Below are 16,238 nucleotides of genomic sequence, written 5' to 3' on the forward strand. Positions count from 1 at the left end.
AGACCCGATGCTGCTGGAGAACAAGACCGTCGTCATCACCGGAGCCGGACCTGGGGTCGGTTCCGCTGTGGCCAAGGCGGCCGTCCGCGAGGGTGCGGCGGTGATACTCGGTGCCAGGAGCGCCGCGCGACTCGAAGCGCTCGCCGACGAAATCAAGCAATTCGGAGGAGAAGCACGGTGGCAGTGTGTCGACGTCACCGATTTGGGATCTTGCATGGCGTTCGGGGAGTTTGCCGCGGAGGTCGGAGGTGGGGTGGACGCCGTGGTGAACGCAGCGTTCTGGACCGAACCCGAAGCGCCCATCGTGGAGACACCCGAGGAAGACTGGATCCGCTGCCTCGACGTCAACGTGGTGGGCACCTGGCGGGTGCTGACAGCCCTGCATCCGTACTTGAATCAGCCGGGTGCCGCGATCGTGGCGATCGGCTCACAGGCCGGCACCAAGCCCTCGGCCACACTGGCCGCCTATGCCGCAGCGAAGTCCGCCGTCACTTCGCTGACCTCCTCAGCGGCCCTGCAGTGGGGCCCCGGCGTCCGGGTCAACGGCATCCTGCCCGGCTCGATCCAGGGAGATGGCCTGCGGGAGTGGGCCGCAGAGCGAGCCCGAACATTGGGCACCACCACCGAACACGAACTCGCGGTGAGAGCCGGGCGCTCACCCCTGGGCCGGATCGTCACTCCCGAGGAGATCGCCGAAACAGCGATTTTCCTGTGCTCAGAGCGCGCCAGCGGCATTACCGGAAGCTTCCTGGATCTCGACTGCGGCCAGCATCTGGGCGCTTCGCCTCGCGAGCATGACCGCGCAGTCCTCGTCGGGTAGCCCGATCAGCGGCAACGGCAGGTCGAACGCCCCGAATCCACTCGAGCAGCAGGGAGAGAGCATGACCGAGATGGTCACGCGTCTGCACCACATCGAAGCGATCAAGCAGTTGAAGTACACCTATCTCCGATCCCTGGACCTGAACCGTTGGGACGACCTGGCGGAATGCCTGGCCGAAGACGTGGTCTGCTGGTACGACTCAGGCCGCCACAAGCGAGAGGGCAAGCCCGCCGTCCTCGAGTTTCTTCAGGGCACCAGCCTGGCCAAGGCTGACAGCTCATCGCTGCACTTGGTCTCACACCCGGTCATCACCATCGAGTCCGACGACCGCGCGGTCGGGAGCTGGGCGCTTAGCGACACAGTGATCGACCGCAGCAAACAGACCGTCCTCCGCGGAGCCGCGTACTACCGAGACGAATACGTGAGAACCGATGACGGTTGGCGAATCCGGTCGACCGGATACGACCGGCTCTATGAACTGCGTGACCCGCTCAACTAGGGATCACGCCCCCCACACGGACCGTGGTGCGGTCTGTGACCGCCCGAACGGAAGGAATTGGTGACATGAGTGAGCGGACGAGTCAGTGGGACGTGGAATGCGATGTAGTGGTGGTCGGTTCAGGTGCGGCTGCCCTGAGTGCCGCAGTGACCGCCGCGGTTGACGGCGCGAAAATTCTGATCCTGGAGAAGGAATCCGTCCTCGGGGGCACCACAGGTGTCTCCGGCGGAGCCATCTGGATCCCGAACAATCGTCATCTCGCGCCCGCAGGACTGCAGGACAGTCGTGAGGATGCCGTGTCCTATATTCGTCACATCGCCGGCGGGCGCGTGGTGGATCCGAATCTTATCGACGTCTTCGTGGACACGGCTCCGCAGATGTTGGACTTCCTCGAGTCGGTGACGCCGCTGGAGACTCAATCGGTGACCAACCTTCACGACTACTACGAGGCGATCCGGGAACGGGTGCCGGGCTGCAAAGACTTCTCGCGCAGCGTCGAACCGCTACCCTTCCCGGCCGTCGAGGAACTCGGGGAGTGGTCCGAGCTGTTGGCAACCCGCAGCAGTCTGTTGTCACTCGGAGCCGACACCACTCTGAAGGAGGACGAGGCTGCTCGGGGCCGCGGTGGGGCGCTGGCAACGCTCGAGGTTGTTGCCGAACGGGAACGGCGCGGCATCCGAGTGAAGGGTGCTGCGCTCGTGGGCGCTCTGCTCAAGACGCTTCTCGATCACGACGTGCAAGTCCGGCTGCAGACTCCGGCACAGCGTCTCGTCGTGGACGAGCACGATGCGGTGATCGGCATCCAGGCATCGTCGCCGGAAGGGCCCTTGAACATTCGTGCGTACCGCGGTGTCGTGCTGGCTTGCGGTGGCTTCGAGTGGGATCGCGACATGATGCGCGCGCACATCGGGTACGACGTGCAGCCGCTTTCCCCCGGTGGAAACGTGGGTGACGGGCATCGGATGGCGATGAGGGCGGGCGCGCAGCTGGCTCAGATGAACCACTATTGGGGCCAAGGCGCCGGTTTCGACCCGGCGATCATCGGTCCGGACGGAAAGCCGTTCCCCCAGATGATGCGTGGGCTCGGGCCCGGCTCGATCATAGTGAACCGTGCGGGTGAACGCTTTGCTGACGGTGCGCTCACCTACAACGACTTCCCCAAGACATTCGGCAACTTCGACCCGACGTTGCCCGGATACCCGAATCTCCCGCCGGCCTGGGTCGTGTTCGGTCAGAAACTGAAGCAGGAGAAGGCGATCCTCTCCGTGGCGCCAAGCGAGGATGCACCCGACTGGATTGCCCGCGCCGACACGATCGAAGAACTCGCGGCGATCATCGGGGTCGACCCGGCGGGGCTGGCAGCGAGCGTGGAAGCCGAGAACAACGCCGCCGACGAGACCGGGGACAGCGGTCAGGCAGGGGCCATTCTCGGCTCGCCCTATTACGCCGTTCAGCAGTGGCCCGGGACGCTCGGCACGAGTGGTGGGTGTCGGATCAACGAGCACGCTCAGGTCCTCGGTGCGCAGGGCGAGCCGATCCCCGGGCTGTATGCCGCGGGCAACACGGCCGCATCGGCTCTCAGCGGGGCCTACCTCGGCGGCGGCACGCCCATCGCGGTGGGCATGACCTTTGGTTTTCTGGCCGGGAGGCACCTGACACAAGGCGCCGGGTTGCCGGTCGAGATCGCGTCTCCGGTCGGCGTCAGTGCGTGATGACGGAGACGCGTCAGCAATTCGATTGCCTGGTTTGAGTTTCTGACCCGCCCAGTCACATCTGTGACGTGAATTCGGAGGTATGAAGATGCAGGTTCGTTCGGGCCAGCGCTACGTCAGCGCAGTGTGTGCAACATCGATTGTCGTGGTCAAAGGGCCACCGTCGGACATCGATCTCCGCTGTGGTGGGACCGGCATGCTGCCGGCCGGTGCGAGTGTGGATGCCAAGCCGGGCCCGGCCGAGGGCTATGACCAGGGCACAGTGATCGGAAAACGCTACTGGGACGAGCAGACCGGGCTAGAGGTTGTGTGCACATCGCCGGGGCCGGGTTCACTGAGCCTGGACGATCGGCTGCTTCCCGAACGCCCGCCACAGCCCTTGCCCTCGTCGGACTGATTCGGAAGGCAGGAGTCCGGTGAACAGCAGTGGAGCTGTGAAGAGTTCGAAGGTTGCTGCCTGGGACCGTCAGGTCGATGTGATCGTCGTCGGGTGCGGCGCCGCCGGTGTGTCGGCCGCGATCGAGGCGCGAGTGTCCGGTGCCGAGGTGCTGGCGCTGGAAGCTGCCGGTGGCCCCGGCGGCACCTCCGCCATGTCCGGTGGCCTTCTCTACCTCGGTGGCGGGACCGCCCTGCAGAAGGCCTGTGAGTTCGAGGATTCGCCGGAAGAGATGGCGCGCTTCCTCATAGCAGCCTGCGGGCCATGGGCCGACGAGGAGAAGATCCGTCTCTACTGCGAAGGCAGTGTGGCGCACTATGACTGGCTGGTCGACTGCGGTGTTCCATTCAAGCCGGCCTTCTGGTCGGGCCCCACAGCGGAGCCGTGGACCGACGACGGTCTGATGTTCTCCGGCGGTGAGGACGCAGCCCCCTTCTCCACCTTCACTACACCGGTTCCCCGCGGGCACTGCCCGGCCTCGCCGACGTCATCGCGACACGGCAGCGCCGGCGGATTCTTGTTGATGGAAGTGCTCGCTCGTCGAGCCGCCGAACTCGGCGTCGAGCAGAGCAATAGCACCCGGGTCCGACGCCTCGTCGTCGACGACCAGGGGAGCGTGGTCGGAGTGGTCGCCCGCCGGTTCGGGGAAGACCTCTACTTGGCAGCTCGCCGAGGGGTGGTGTTGGCCACCGGCGGTTTCATCCACAACGAGCATATGCTGGCCGACCACGCGCCGGCCCTGGTCGGCACTGACAAATTGGGCGTGGAGGAGAACGACGGATCGGTGCTCCGGGCGGCCATGGCAGTCGGTGCTGCGGCGGCGCGGCTGAATGCCGGTGAGGCAGCATTCTCGGTCCCTCCTGCTCTGGTCAAACCAGGCCTACTGGTCAACGCTGCCGCCCAGCGGTTCATCAACGAGGATTCCTATCTCGGAAGGGTCGGGCAGCACGGTCTCTTCCGCCAGGACGGTCGCGTATGGCTGATCCTCGACGAGAAGATCTTCGACAGCGCAGAGGAATTCCGCGGCCCGGTACAACCCGACTACGTCGCCGAGACCGTGGAGGAACTCGCGACAGAGGCCGGGCTCCCACCAGGAGCCCTCGTCGAGACGGTGGCGGCGTACAACCGTGCCGCAGAGGCCGGCCACGACGAGGTATACGGCAAGTCGGAGCGGTGGCTCGAGCCGCTGCGTTCGCCGTTCGCGGCCATCGATGCGAGGAAACGATTCCGCACGTTCACGCTGGGCGGTCTCAAGACAACCACCGACGGTGCGGTTCTGGACCACGACGATGCGCCGGTGCCCGGTCTCTATGCGGCGGGCCGGATCACCTCCGGAATTCCCGCCACCGGTTACGTGAGCGGTGCCTCGTTGGGCGACTGCACCTTCTTCGGTCGGCGGGCCGGTGCGTCGGCGGCCTTCGCGCGACCACAGATCTCGTCGGCCATGGAGGACACTGATGCGTAACCACGTGATCGACGACGCCGTAACACATCAGTGGCAGGAAGTGTTCGACGTCGTCGTGGTCGGTAGCGGCGCGGCCGGGCTGGTTGCCGCGGTGCTCGCCGCCGACGGTGGCGCCTCGGTGTTGCTGCTGGAGAAGAGCGATCAATTGGGCGGGACTACGGCGCTCTCGGGTGGTGCCGCCTGGATCCCGGCCAACAGTCATTTCGGTGAGTTGGGAGGGACCGACTCCGAAGCCGATGCCCTCGCCTACATCCGGGCACTCTGCGGCGATGACGCGCCGGACCCAGCGTTGATCGACCTTTTCGTAGACACTGCGCCACAGATGTTGGCGTACCTGGAAGAACACACTCCTCTGGAGATGGCCGCGATCCCGGGCTTCCCCGACTACTACCTGCACCTAGACGACCTGCCGGGGCGCACTGCGGGAGGCCGCGCGGTCGAGGCGCTACCGTTCTCGGTCCGAACCGAACTACCCGAGTATGCCGACGCACTACCGGTGCGTTCGACGTTGAACATCTTGGGAGAACGGACTACTCACGCGCAGGAGCGGGCCGATCAGGATCCTGAGGAGCTGGCCGCATTGGTTGCCCAGCGGACGGCCGACGATGTGCGCGTCAAAGGTGTCGCACTGGTGGCGCGATTGCTCCGCGGTCTCGTAGATCGCGGCGTCGTGATCCGGCGTTCCAGCCCAGTCGACGGCTTGGTCATCGCCAACGGCGAGGTGGTCGGCGTCCGAAGTGGTGGTGCCAGCATCGGCGTTCGGCGCGCGGTGGTGCTGGCCTGTGGCGGCTTCGAGTGGGACAGCGAGATGGTACGTGGATTCATCGGATACGACGTCGTGCCGGTCAGCGCGCCCACCAACACTGGCGACGGATTGCAGATGGTTCTGGAGGCGGGTGCCGCAGTGGCGAACATGCGGTCCTACTTCGGTACTGCCGTCGCTTACGACCCCACACTGGACGACGGAGGCAGGCCGGTTGTGCAGGCCGGGCAGGCAGGGTTACCGATCCGCTCCCATCCGGCATCGTTGATCGTCAACGGGGGCGGAAAGCGGTTTCTCAACGAGCACACCCGCTACAACGATTTCCCGAAGGCGTTCGGAAATTTCAGCGCCCAGGGTCCGGGACTGCCCAACCTCGGCGCAGCGTGGGTGATATTCGACGCCACCGCGCGGTCGCAGGTGGCCGTGCTCTCGGCGGCTCCCGGCGATCCAGACCCGGAGTGGTTGTACCCTTCGGCCACCATCGAGGAGCTCGCCGACCGGCTCGACGTGGATTTCACGACGTTGGCCGCAACGCTCGCGGAATACAACCACCTGGCCGAACGAGGCGTCGATCCGGAGTTCGGTCGACGCTCGCTGGAGCCGGTCGAGTCGGCGCCTTACTACGCGCTTCGGTTGTATCCGGGGATGTTGAGTACCACCGGTGGTCCGCGCATCAGCGGCTACGGGGAGGTGCTTCGGTATGACGGCACTCCGTTGCCGGGGCTTTACGCTGCCGGTACTGTGGCGGCCGGCGTCTTCGGGTATCTCTATCCTTCGGGGGGTTCGCCCATTGCCATGTCGATGACATTCGGGTTCCTGGCAGGACAAGCCGCCGCCACCGCTCCGAAACGGCGGCTTGACTGAGCAGGCCGGGACGGCCGATGGGGATTGACCAACGGGTATGGCGCCGGCGTTGATCGAGTCCCGCTCAACAGCAACGCACCCTTGGCGCGTTGCTGTTTCGCGTTGAAGTTTCTGGCGGACTGGCACAGGGACATAAGGATGCGTTATGGGCGGTTCGGATCAGCGGTGTCATCCGAACAGATGAAACTGCAGGTCAGGGTCTTTAGTCCCGTAACGAGCCTGACGATGACTACGACAGACGAGGGAGATCTCATCGCAGAACGGAATCACCTCATGAACCCTCCGGCCGGCTGGCACCCCGATCCCGCCAACCCAACCTTGGACCGATACTGGGACGGGCAGCATTGGACCAACCAGACGCGGCCTCGCGGACCGCTTGCCGCGGGTTTCACAGCACCACCGGCGCCTGTCAGCGGGAAGAAGAAGCCGAAGTGGCCATGGGCAGCGCTGGCCGTGCTGATCTTGTTCCTCATCGCGGTGAATTCGGGGAACGATAGTTCGACCACCTCAAGAACACCACGGGCTTCCGCACCCGCCACTACCAGCGCGGCCGCTACGACCACTCGAGCAGACGCGCCGCTGCCGGGCCTCGGTGCGCCTGTCAGGGACGGGAAGCTGGAGTTTGTGGTGCATTTCTGGGACGACGCAACATCGACGGCGTCCATGACCGTGACGAATATCGGGGATGCTCCGCAGTATTTTGCAGTCTCGAACCAGTACCTGATTGATAGCCAGGGCCGGAAGTTCGAAGGTGAGTACGACTGGCGCTCTGATCTGGAATCGATGGACTTGAATCCCGGCCAGTCGGTGAGCGGTGAACTTAGCTTCGTGCTGAGCGGCGCGACTGCGGCGAAGATGGAGCTTCACGATTCGATGTTCTCGATGGGCACTGAAATGTCGCTCCGGTAGGGCATTCAGAACGGGGTCAGAGCGCCGGACTGATCTCCCCGTAATGCCTCGCGGGATGCGTTACGGGCGGGTAATCCGTTCGGACTACACGGACTCAATCTCAGGTTCGAGTAGCCGCGCTCAGTGCGAGGATGTCGCAATGAATCTCAATGTTGCGTGGTTCAAGGAGCAGAAACTCACCCGCAAGATCCTGGGCGACTACCTCAAGAACCCCGGTCCCCTCCCGTCCAACACAGTGGCACTCATCGAGCAGAAGAGCAGGGGCCAGATCCAGGCCGCATACGACGAGTGGGACGACTGACCTTCACCGTCGACTCGGTAACGGTCGTCCGGCGCGCCGAGATACGCCGGTTATGAAGGACTGGCAGATCGACACTCTCATCGGCATCGCGGGAGGCCTCCTCGTGGGCGTCTTCATCGTCGTCCTGTCCGCTCTCGACGGCGGTGGACTCCCCCTGCCCGGCAAGTGACCGGGCCTGTCATCCGAACAGATGAAACTGCAGGTCAGGGTCTTTAGTCCCGTAACGAGGGTCTTTACCCCGCGATAACGAAGGCATGACCGACCTCTGCCCCGACTGCGGACATCCGTATCGGAAGTCCCCGTTCCGCTGGGTATCGCGCATTCCGGTACTGGGCGGGTTTCACGATCGATTCATCGCCGGGTCGTGCAGCGATGGAGTCGAGGGGCCCAGCGGCTGGTCCGAGGCCTGCGGATGCAGCCACACGTTCCACCGCGGTTAGACGACGATCCGTTTCAGCTCCGCCGCGAACCGGCGTGCCAGGTAGGTGTGGCCCTCTGTGGACGGGTGCGCCCAGTCGATAGAGGTCCGGAACCAGTCCGCGTTACCGCCGTCCGGCGTCCCGACTCGACCGGTACCTGTGAACCATCCACTCGCATCGATGTATGACACGCCCGTCGTGGCGTCCACCGCGCTCCTGACCTCCGCGTCCATCACATCGCGACAGGCCACATCGAACCCACCACGCGCCGTGGTCGGCACGGCCGGAAACAGAGTCGACGCGAGGATGATCTTCGCGCTGGGCAGGTTTGTTTTGATCGCCGCGATCGACGCGGCGACCTCGGTGTTGATCGCACCCACCGCTGCGGCCTTGTCGTTCTGCGAACCCGGAATGAGGACCACATCCGGGGCCGCTGTGTAGATGTCCGCGAGCCGTTCGACGAACTTCACTGCGGTCACACCCGTGGTCACATCGGTGGCCCAGCCGGTACCGCCGATACCGAGGTTCGTGACGGTCCAGCCCAGGAGCCGGCCGAGTTGCGGCACGAACCCGAGTGTCTGCTGACCGGAGGCGGCGATGCCCTCGCCCCACACCAGAGAGTCTCCGAGCACGGCAAGTTTCTTCGGTGCTGCCGGAAATGGACGACGGGTGCACTGTCGCGTCCGGCTCTCGCCAGATGCCACCGAAGTTGAAACCCGAGTCGACCTCGAGCACGATGCGCCGCAACTGCGCCGTCGGGAACTGAACCTTGATCGCCCACGCACCCGACGCGCCGAGGACGGCGAGGACCTGCGCCATGGGCTGACCATCGACCCACAGGCGATATTCGACGCGAGGAGAGCCAGCGGTCCATGCCTTGATCTCGAACTCTTGGCAGTCGTAGTCGAACGCGACCAGCCACGGGTTCGATGCGGTACCTGCCGTCGAGCCGGTGAGTCGTTGGAAGTAGTAGTGCGATCCGGTGTCGCCGCGGTTGGTCAGGCCCTCGTACCGGAGTGCAGCGTCGGCACGTTCGACCAGCACACCGTCGGTAATGCTCGTGGTTGATACTGCGGTCGGGGTCACGGTGATCGGAGCGCCGTACGACGCGAGGATTGGTGCGGATGCAACGGAGACTTCACCGACTGCACTCGTACCGCCCCCGCCACCGCTCTGGGCATCGACGTACGCCTTCGTGGTCGCGTCATCGGACTCGGTCGGTGCGCCGACCTTCAGCCGCCCACCGGAGGTGCGGAAGGCAACAGTGCTCGCGTTCGGTGGGGTGCCGTAGCCGACGGTGGTCTGGCTCCCGAGCCCGTCGGTGCCGTAGAGGCGGACGTTGCTCGCAACCTTGTCGACCTTCGAATCGACCGCAGCGACCGGGGCATAAGTAGCATTACGTCCGCCAATCGCGACCGATCGTGGTGACGTCTGCATCTGCCCTTATCGGTCGAGGTGGCTCTATTCGGTGGAGTTGACGGCGGGTTGCGTCCTCGGCAGCAGGATATTCGTCGGACTGGATGTCGCTCATTTTTTCCTGGGTGCCCCTGCGCCGCACCGTGTTCTCTGCCGTGCCAATGCGTTTCTCGTGCTCTCCGGATGCGTTGCATTGTTTGCTTTCTTGCTCGTTTCGGGATGGCTTGAGGGAGGTGGGGAGACCTGGACGAACTCGACTAACATCCAGCTGAGGTTGAAAGCTCCACCGCACCAATATGTTTCTGTGGTTATCCGCTCGCGGATAGTGCGCTTGGTATTCCGCATTTTTGACTGTCGGCGGAATTGACTTCATGTGCGGCGATTCTCCGAACGACATCTGCTTTGAGGAGTCGGCTGACCTGTCAGGTTCGCGTAATCCGGCCTGGCGGCAGGGGCAGCGGACGGCCCGTCCGAGATCGTCGTCGGGCAGCCATCCCCACTCGTCGCACTGGTTGCAGGTAGGCGGAAGCTTCGGGCGCGGTGGCCGGAGCTGCTGCCAGGTGGAGATCCACGCGGCGGCCGAGCGGGCGGGGTTGCGGGGGCGGTGTCGTTCGAGCGCGGCTCGCACCAGCGCGTCGATGCCGTGGATGTCAACCGAGTCGGCGATCATGGTCGCCTTCTCGGCGGTGAGGGTGTCGAACCGTGCGGTGAGACCGGCCCGGCGGCACGCCGCGGCTAGGTCGTCGATTCGAGAATGCTGGCGTTGCGCTGCGGGCGCCGTTCTGAGGTGGCGCAGTGAACTCTGGCAACGACAACTCAAGTGCTTCAAGAGCTTCCGTGCCAGCCACCACAAGCGGAGACTCGACGACCACAGCGGCGAGCAGGCCAACCTCTGCCTGGCCTCGGGATGCCTGTCAGGGATGAGGGAGCTGGAGTTCGTGGTGCATTCCGGGGACGACGCAACATCGATGGCCTCCGTGACCGTGACGAACATCGGGGACGCTCCACAGTACTTTGCCATTTCGAACCAGTACCTGATTGATAGCCAGGACCGGAAGTTCGAAGGCGAGTACAGCTGGCGTTCCGACTTTGGACTCGATGGACTCGAACCCCGGGCAATCAGTAAGTGGTGATCTCAGCTTCGTACTGAGCGGGGCCACGGCAGCGAAGATGGAGCTTCACGACTCCATGTTCTCCATGGGCACTGAAATGTCGCTCGGCTAGGGATCGGTAACGACCCACAGGTGCAGGGCGATCAGTTGCGTGTGACCGACCTCGACATCCTCGTACTCTTCACCATCCTCTGGGGAGGGCTCTCGATGTTCCGGACCCCATCGGACGCGGAGCTGCAGTGCCGCTACTGCGAGACAACGCTCGATCCCGACACGAGCGGCTTCTGTTCGTCTCGCTGCGAGATCGAGTTCACCGACTCGAACTTCGTGTGAAAGAGACCGCACGGAAGCGGTATCGCGGAAGGGCTATGTTCCACCGTGGCGGTTGCGGTATCGCGACCTGGGCCCGACCTATATCGGCACTGTTGCGCGCTCTGGAAGACCGGCGCGTCTGTCCATGGCCATTGACATAGCCGCTGCCGTGCACCAGTGAGGCGAGCGTAAAGCGCGTCTCCTGGGCTGCTGCAGCGACGCGCCCGGTACGTCCATTCCGTAACACTCCACCGAACGGATCGATATGCCAGGGACCCATCCAGTACTCGGAAGGATCACTCGTGATTCGTAAGTTCCTCGCCGTCTCTGCAATTTCGGCCACTCTCACGCTCGGTACGGCGGGCATCGCCAGCGCGGAGCCCGGGATTCCTCCGAGTTCCGACACCGCCCACCCGTGCACCGCGGGTGAGGGTTCGCTGGAGTGCTTTCTTACCAAGATGATCGTCCTGCTCTCGACCGGGTCTGCGAGCAACGGCTACGACCGGTAATCCAGACAGCGAAAGACGCCCCTCAGGCTCGTGGAGAGACCGAGGGGTGTTGTCGTGGTGACGATGGGGTCACTGGGCGTACACGTACACCAGCCTAAGAGCGTCCGGCAATTGATGGGCGCAGCCGGTAGAAATCAAAGGAACCGGCGTGTCGATGCAGGTAGGGGCACGGGCTTCGAGTTGATCATGCGATTGGTGAAGTCCCACGATCACCTGGAGAACCCGTGCCCTGCTGCCAGACTGTCTCATCGAACACCTCATGGGCCCGAGTTTGCCGTGGCTTCTCGGCCCGGATCTCGATCACCCAGGCCGGATTTCACACTGTGGCATGCCCCGTCATCCCGGCTCCAACAGGCCGGAGCCTCAGTGAGAGGCGTGGCGTGCTCACGATCGGCTTCGTGGATTGGCACTGAGTCCGCGTTCCCTGTTGGCGGCGTGGCGGAGCTGCAGGATCCGTAGGCCGCCGGCGATTCCGACGATTGCCGCTCCGGCTATCGCAGCGAACAGCAGCGCCTCACCCAGCGGCAGCGAGAAAGTCCCACCCCAACAGTTCAAGCAGCCGCCAAGGTGATCGCTGCGCCGACGAAAACGAGAAACACAACCGCACAACATCGTTCACTGGGAGAGGCGGTAGGTCCGGGCATGTTCTCCATAGCGCCTACCCACCCATGAGCAGACCAACCACTGCACTGATGCGGAACTCGATATCTCGGTTCATACGGCTATCCTGTCACCGCCAGCGGGGCTGAGGTTGACAGCCGCGCGAGATCAACCAGTTGGTAGGTCGTCGATCCAGTTGCGAATGTCTTCCATGACGGTTCGGGGGCGCGGCGCCGCCGAACACACCCGAATCTCCCGATACCTCGGGTGCTCGATCTCGAGGGCGGGCAGATCGTCTTCCCTCAGACGCACCACCACATACCCTGCCGCAAGCAGGTCCAGGCTCTTGCGTTGGTCGACGAGAATCTTCGCTTTTGTGCGATGCCAGTAGACGCCGTCATACTCGATCACTACCGTCGCCCCCCGATGGTCGATGCTGATGTCCGTCGTCCAGGACCTGCGCGAGATGAAAGCATCATTGGTCATGGTGATGCCGGACCGGGCGTTGCCGAAAAGCTCGACTGCGGCTGCATGGTGTTTGAGCTCGACACGCGATTTGCCTGTCTGCCGGTACACCGGGCTTGCGGCGTCGTTGGACCGGCTGCCACCCCGCGACATGCGGATGTTGTAGCAGATGGGGCGACGATCCTCACGGGAGATGGTGGCCGCAACCTGCCGCTGATCGCCGAGGCCGATGATCCTGAGTTCGACGAGTGCGCCGAGGCAGCGTTGCACTTGGCGTTCGCTCATTCGGGCGTATCCGGCGAGGGTGCGCACCGACGGGAAGGCGCTTTCGCCGTGTCGTGACGCGTGGTTTGCCAGCCCGAGGAGCACCAAGGTCAATGCCGGCGCAGACGGCATGCCGGGTGGGGTAGGGGAGGGAATAGCAGCGTGTTTGAGTGCCCAGGCGATCGCTTCGATACTCACGATGACACCTGCACATAGGTATGCTGACGCATGTTCGACTCCTCTTCAGTCGGACATCCGGCCCGTCGCGATGCCAGTCGCGGCGGGCCTTCTGTTCAGTTGTTCGCACACACGTTCGTCGCGTGTGGTGGATCATCTTGTCACTCGAGGTGACAGGCGTCAACGATTTGCACAACCCGTTTCGGCTCGCGGCGGCGAAGCGGGACACATAGGATCTTCCTGGCGGACGGGCAGCGTGAGTCCGTCGAGCCCGAGCCGAACAGTCAGTGGCTGCACGACGTCCTCCCCTCAAGACGTGCAGAAGTCGCCGACACGATGCACATGGTTCCGCGGGAGATCCGGAAATCCAACCGGGCTACAAGAATCCTGCAACGTAGCGGCATTCGATGACGAGGGGAGACGATCGAAATCACCGAGGTAACAACAGGCGCCAATGGCCACCTTGACGTGGCCGCCAGCGCTCGCAACGGCATACATCGTGCTCAGCGACTGTACGGAGTTATCCAGCCGTACTCATGGGGATCACGGACAGCCTTAGCTGATTTGATGGGCAGAGCGTATCCGACGGATGATCCCGAGGCCGAGTTGTGGCTTGGCGCGCATCCGAACGGCCCATCCGTACTGCAGTGTGGCGATACGTTGGCCGATGCGATCGCCGAGTCACCGGAATCGACGCTGGGGGCGGACTCCCTGTCGAGATTCGGTGCACAGCTGCCGTTTCTGTTCAAAGTTCTGGCAGCCGAATCCGCATTGTCGCTGCAAGCGCACCCGACGCTCGAGCAGGCACGGATGGGTTTCGCTCGGGAGGATGCAGCTGGAATTCCGATCGATTCGCCGATACGGAACTACCGCGACGGCAACCATAAACCGGAGCTCCTCGTCGCTCTCACCGAATTCCATGCTTTGGCCGGTTTTCGCGAGGTGAGTCGGACAGTCGCGCTGGTCACGGCACTCCGTGTGCCGGAGCTCTCCACCTACGCAGAGGAGTTGGAGTCTGGTGGGCTGCGTACGGTGTTCGACAAGTGGCTGAACCTGGACGAAGTCGACGCTCAGACCTTGCTATCGGCGCTGTCTGAAGGCTGCAGGCGTTACCTCGCGGGATACCCATGCGGTGGCTTCAGCGACGAAGCTCAGACGCTTCTCGACCTGACCGAACAGTATCCGGGAGACACTGGCGTACTTGCCGCTTTGCTCCTGAACCGTATGACGCTGAACCCGGGCGAAGGAATCTACCTCGACGCAGGGCACCTGCACGCCTATGTGCGTGGCACAGGCGTGGAAATCATGGCCAACTCCGACAATGTATTACGTGGCGGGATGACAACAAAGAATGTAAATCGCGACGAGTTGATGCGAGTTCTCCGGTTCGATCCCATTTCGCCCCCGATCGTTCGCGCCGAGCCGCTCGCGGATTCCTCCTGGAATGCCGTGATCCTGCACTATCCCACGCCTGCTCAGGAGTTCCGATTGCGTCGCGTCGAAATCGACGGGAGTAGTGCTGTGGGATCCGGCGGGGTGCGCAATTATGCACGCTGCCCTCAGATTCTCCTCTGCACGAAGGGAACGTGCAGGATCACTGTCGAGGGAGTGGAAACCATCGACGCCGGATGTGTCTTCGTGGTGGAACAGGGTGAATCGATTTGGGTGCCGGCCGGCGCGACGGTGAGTTTCACTTCGGACGGTGTGGACGCCCAGATGTTTATCGCCGCTGGACCTTGAGGCGATTTGTGGGCAAACTTCAATCCGGGTGAATCGAGCAAGCGAGGGGGACGGTCCCGGATCGGTATCTGATCCAGGGCCGCCCTGTCATCGCTCGGCTCGGAAAGCGTTACTCCTCATTTCCAGGCGCTCGATGAGCCACTTGCGTAGCTCAAATCCGTATTCGTCGCTGTTCAGTGCTGCGTCGACAGCTGCGCGGAGATAGCCACCGGGATTGCCGAGGTCGTGTCTTGTTCCACGATGAACCACGACATGCACGGGATGGCCTTCGTTGATCATCAGTGCGATCGCATCTGTCAGCTGCAGTTCGCCGCCGGCCCCCGGCTTGATGCGGCGAAGTGCGTCGAAGATCCTTCGGTCGAGGAGATAGCGGCCCGCCGCTGCCAAGGTGGATGGCGCATCAGCGAGTTGCGGCTTCTCGACCATGCCGAGCACCTTCATCACGTCCGGGTCGGCGACGCCGGGGACCTCTTCGACGTGGAAGACCCCGTAGGAACTCACTTGCGCCTTGGGGACATCGATCGCGCACAGCACGGTCCCGCCGTATTCGGCGCGGACCCTTGACATCGTCTCCAGGATCCCGACGGGCTGGACGAGGTCGTCGGGAAGAAGTACAGCGATAGCGTCTTCATCGTCGGCGAGGGACTGCTCGGCGCATCCGACGGCGTGGCCGAGGCCCAACGGACGATCCTGAATCACAGATTCCACATTGAGAAGGCTCGATGACTTGCGGACCTTCTCGAGCAGTGTGTGCTTGCCCTTGGCCGCGAGGTGACTTTCGAGGGCTAGGTCCTCGACGAAGTGCGATACAACCCCGTCTTTTCCCGGCGCGGTGACGATGATCAATCTCGAAGCACCCGAATCGGCCGCCTCCCCAGCGACCAACTCGATGCCCGGAGTGTCAATTACCGGTAGGAGCTCTTTCGGAACAGTCTTTGTCGCGGGTAAGAACCGTGTCCCCATCCCCGCTGCTGGCACTACAGCTGTACGGAACGCTGTGTGCACTACCGCATTTCCCTCCATTGTGGAACCTCGCCTCCCCTGTCGAGTTTATGAAAGTTGTCCGGAAATCCCATATTTCGCCTACGATTCACGTCGCCGTAATGTGATTTACGTCTCTTTCGGCGGCGATTGATTGCCGTGTCGGCGAGGTGGGCGGGTTCCGGCGAGCGCAGTCTATGACCGATTGTTTGAGCGCGCGAATCGGGCGTTAATACGAAACTGGCGGAAGCGCAGCCATATTCCGCTGAGGCGGGGGCTGGAATGGACTTGCTGTGGCGTGGAGTAACGCGAACCGGGTTGCCCATGTGGCCGCGGTGAGTGCCACGCTTTCTGGACATCGGTTCAGTCTGCCTATTGAGGTAAGTAACGTTACAGTCTCAATCGTAGGTAGCGCGGGCGATGGTGGTCGAAGCACCTACGCGTAGGGCGATCGATGCGACAGAGTGGGCGGCG

15 protein-coding genes and 1 pseudogene are annotated in these 16,238 nt (G+C 63.4%); 12 read left to right on the forward strand and 4 right to left on the reverse strand.

Going from position 1 to position 16,238, the window contains the following annotated elements:
• The first annotated feature begins 7 nt into the window (after positions 1 to 7).
• The 8 genes from ACZ46K_RS10715 to ACZ46K_RS10750 all read left to right on the forward strand — a co-directional run bounded on the left by ACZ46K_RS10715 (position 8) and on the right by ACZ46K_RS10750 (position 7,769).
• Positions 8 to 820: an SDR family oxidoreductase gene (locus ACZ46K_RS10715; protein ID WP_464748143.1), complete on the forward strand. Its 813-nt coding sequence runs from the start codon at positions 8 to 10 to the stop codon at positions 818 to 820.
• A complete protein-coding gene (locus ACZ46K_RS10720) occupies positions 795 to 1,319 on the forward strand; it encodes a nuclear transport factor 2 family protein (RefSeq protein ID WP_464748145.1) in 525 nt (174 codons plus the stop codon). Before ACZ46K_RS10715 ends, ACZ46K_RS10720 begins: the two co-directional genes overlap by 26 nt.
• A 65-nt stretch (positions 1,320 to 1,384) precedes the next feature.
• A complete protein-coding gene (locus tag ACZ46K_RS10725; RefSeq protein WP_464748147.1) occupies positions 1,385 to 3,031 on the forward strand; it encodes an FAD-dependent oxidoreductase in 1,647 nt (548 codons plus the stop codon).
• Between the two features lie 88 nt (positions 3,032 to 3,119).
• The gene (locus ACZ46K_RS10730) at positions 3,120 to 3,428 is read left to right on the forward strand and encodes a hypothetical protein (protein ID WP_464748149.1); all 309 of its coding nucleotides are present in this window, start codon (positions 3,120 to 3,122) and stop codon (positions 3,426 to 3,428) included.
• Between the two features lie 19 nt (positions 3,429 to 3,447).
• Positions 3,448 to 4,932 (forward strand): FAD-dependent oxidoreductase, encoded by a 1,485-nt coding sequence (locus tag ACZ46K_RS10735; RefSeq protein ID WP_054809467.1) that lies wholly within the window; start codon positions 3,448 to 3,450, stop codon positions 4,930 to 4,932.
• Entirely contained in the window at positions 4,925 to 6,559 is a 1,635-nt protein-coding gene (locus ACZ46K_RS10740) for an FAD-dependent oxidoreductase (RefSeq protein ID WP_464748153.1), read from the forward strand. The genes ACZ46K_RS10735 and ACZ46K_RS10740 overlap by 8 nt, the downstream gene beginning before the upstream one ends.
• Before the next feature lie 225 nt (positions 6,560 to 6,784).
• On the forward strand, positions 6,785 to 7,468 hold the full coding sequence (locus ACZ46K_RS10745) for a DUF4352 domain-containing protein (RefSeq protein ID WP_464748155.1): 684 nt from the start codon (positions 6,785 to 6,787) through the stop codon (positions 7,466 to 7,468).
• Positions 7,469 to 7,607: 139 nt separating this feature from the next.
• Complete coding sequence (locus ACZ46K_RS10750; RefSeq protein WP_464748157.1) at positions 7,608 to 7,769, forward strand: hypothetical protein; 162 nt, start codon at positions 7,608 to 7,610, stop codon at positions 7,767 to 7,769.
• 436 nt (positions 7,770 to 8,205) lie between these two features.
• Here ACZ46K_RS10750 and ACZ46K_RS10755 read toward each other — a convergent pair whose 3' ends face one another.
• Positions 8,206 to 8,820 (reverse strand): SGNH/GDSL hydrolase family protein, encoded by a 615-nt coding sequence (locus tag ACZ46K_RS10755; protein WP_464748159.1) that lies wholly within the window; start codon positions 8,818 to 8,820, stop codon positions 8,206 to 8,208.
• A gap of 1,431 nt (positions 8,821 to 10,251) precedes the next feature.
• Between ACZ46K_RS10755 and ACZ46K_RS10760 the strand changes: the two genes are divergently transcribed.
• The 3 genes from ACZ46K_RS10760 to ACZ46K_RS10770 all read left to right on the forward strand — a co-directional run bounded on the left by ACZ46K_RS10760 (position 10,252) and on the right by ACZ46K_RS10770 (position 11,537).
• Positions 10,252 to 10,737: a DUF4352 domain-containing protein gene (locus ACZ46K_RS10760; RefSeq protein WP_464748161.1), complete on the forward strand. Its 486-nt coding sequence runs from the start codon at positions 10,252 to 10,254 to the stop codon at positions 10,735 to 10,737.
• Positions 10,738 to 10,848: 111 nt separating this feature from the next.
• Positions 10,849 to 11,049: a hypothetical protein gene (locus ACZ46K_RS10765; RefSeq protein ID WP_054805377.1), complete on the forward strand. Its 201-nt coding sequence runs from the start codon at positions 10,849 to 10,851 to the stop codon at positions 11,047 to 11,049.
• Between the two features lie 281 nt (positions 11,050 to 11,330).
• Positions 11,331 to 11,537: a hypothetical protein gene (locus ACZ46K_RS10770; protein ID WP_054805376.1), complete on the forward strand. Its 207-nt coding sequence runs from the start codon at positions 11,331 to 11,333 to the stop codon at positions 11,535 to 11,537.
• Between the two features lie 384 nt (positions 11,538 to 11,921).
• Here the strand turns inward: ACZ46K_RS10770 and ACZ46K_RS10775 are convergent.
• Both ACZ46K_RS10775 and ACZ46K_RS10780 read right to left on the reverse strand, forming a co-directional pair.
• Positions 11,922 to 12,093 (reverse strand): annotated as a pseudogene (locus ACZ46K_RS10775) (DUF1049 domain-containing protein); the annotation flags it as partial.
• Positions 12,094 to 12,305: 212 nt separating this feature from the next.
• Complete coding sequence (locus tag ACZ46K_RS10780; RefSeq protein ID WP_464748163.1) at positions 12,306 to 13,064, reverse strand: helix-turn-helix domain-containing protein; 759 nt, start codon at positions 13,062 to 13,064, stop codon at positions 12,306 to 12,308.
• A gap of 471 nt (positions 13,065 to 13,535) precedes the next feature.
• Here ACZ46K_RS10780 and manA point away from each other — a divergent pair, with 471 nt between their 5' ends.
• The gene (manA, locus tag ACZ46K_RS10785; protein ID WP_464749282.1) at positions 13,536 to 14,783 is read left to right on the forward strand and encodes a mannose-6-phosphate isomerase, class I; all 1,248 of its coding nucleotides are present in this window, start codon (positions 13,536 to 13,538) and stop codon (positions 14,781 to 14,783) included.
• An 87-nt stretch (positions 14,784 to 14,870) separates the two neighbouring features.
• On the opposite strand, the gene ACZ46K_RS10790 is transcribed toward manA, so the two are convergent.
• Entirely contained in the window at positions 14,871 to 15,806 is a 936-nt protein-coding gene (locus tag ACZ46K_RS10790) for a sugar phosphate nucleotidyltransferase (protein WP_054805374.1), read from the reverse strand.
• Positions 15,807 to 16,238 lie beyond the last annotated feature (432 nt).

This window comes from Rhodococcus sp. JCM 9793, assembly GCF_055380405.1.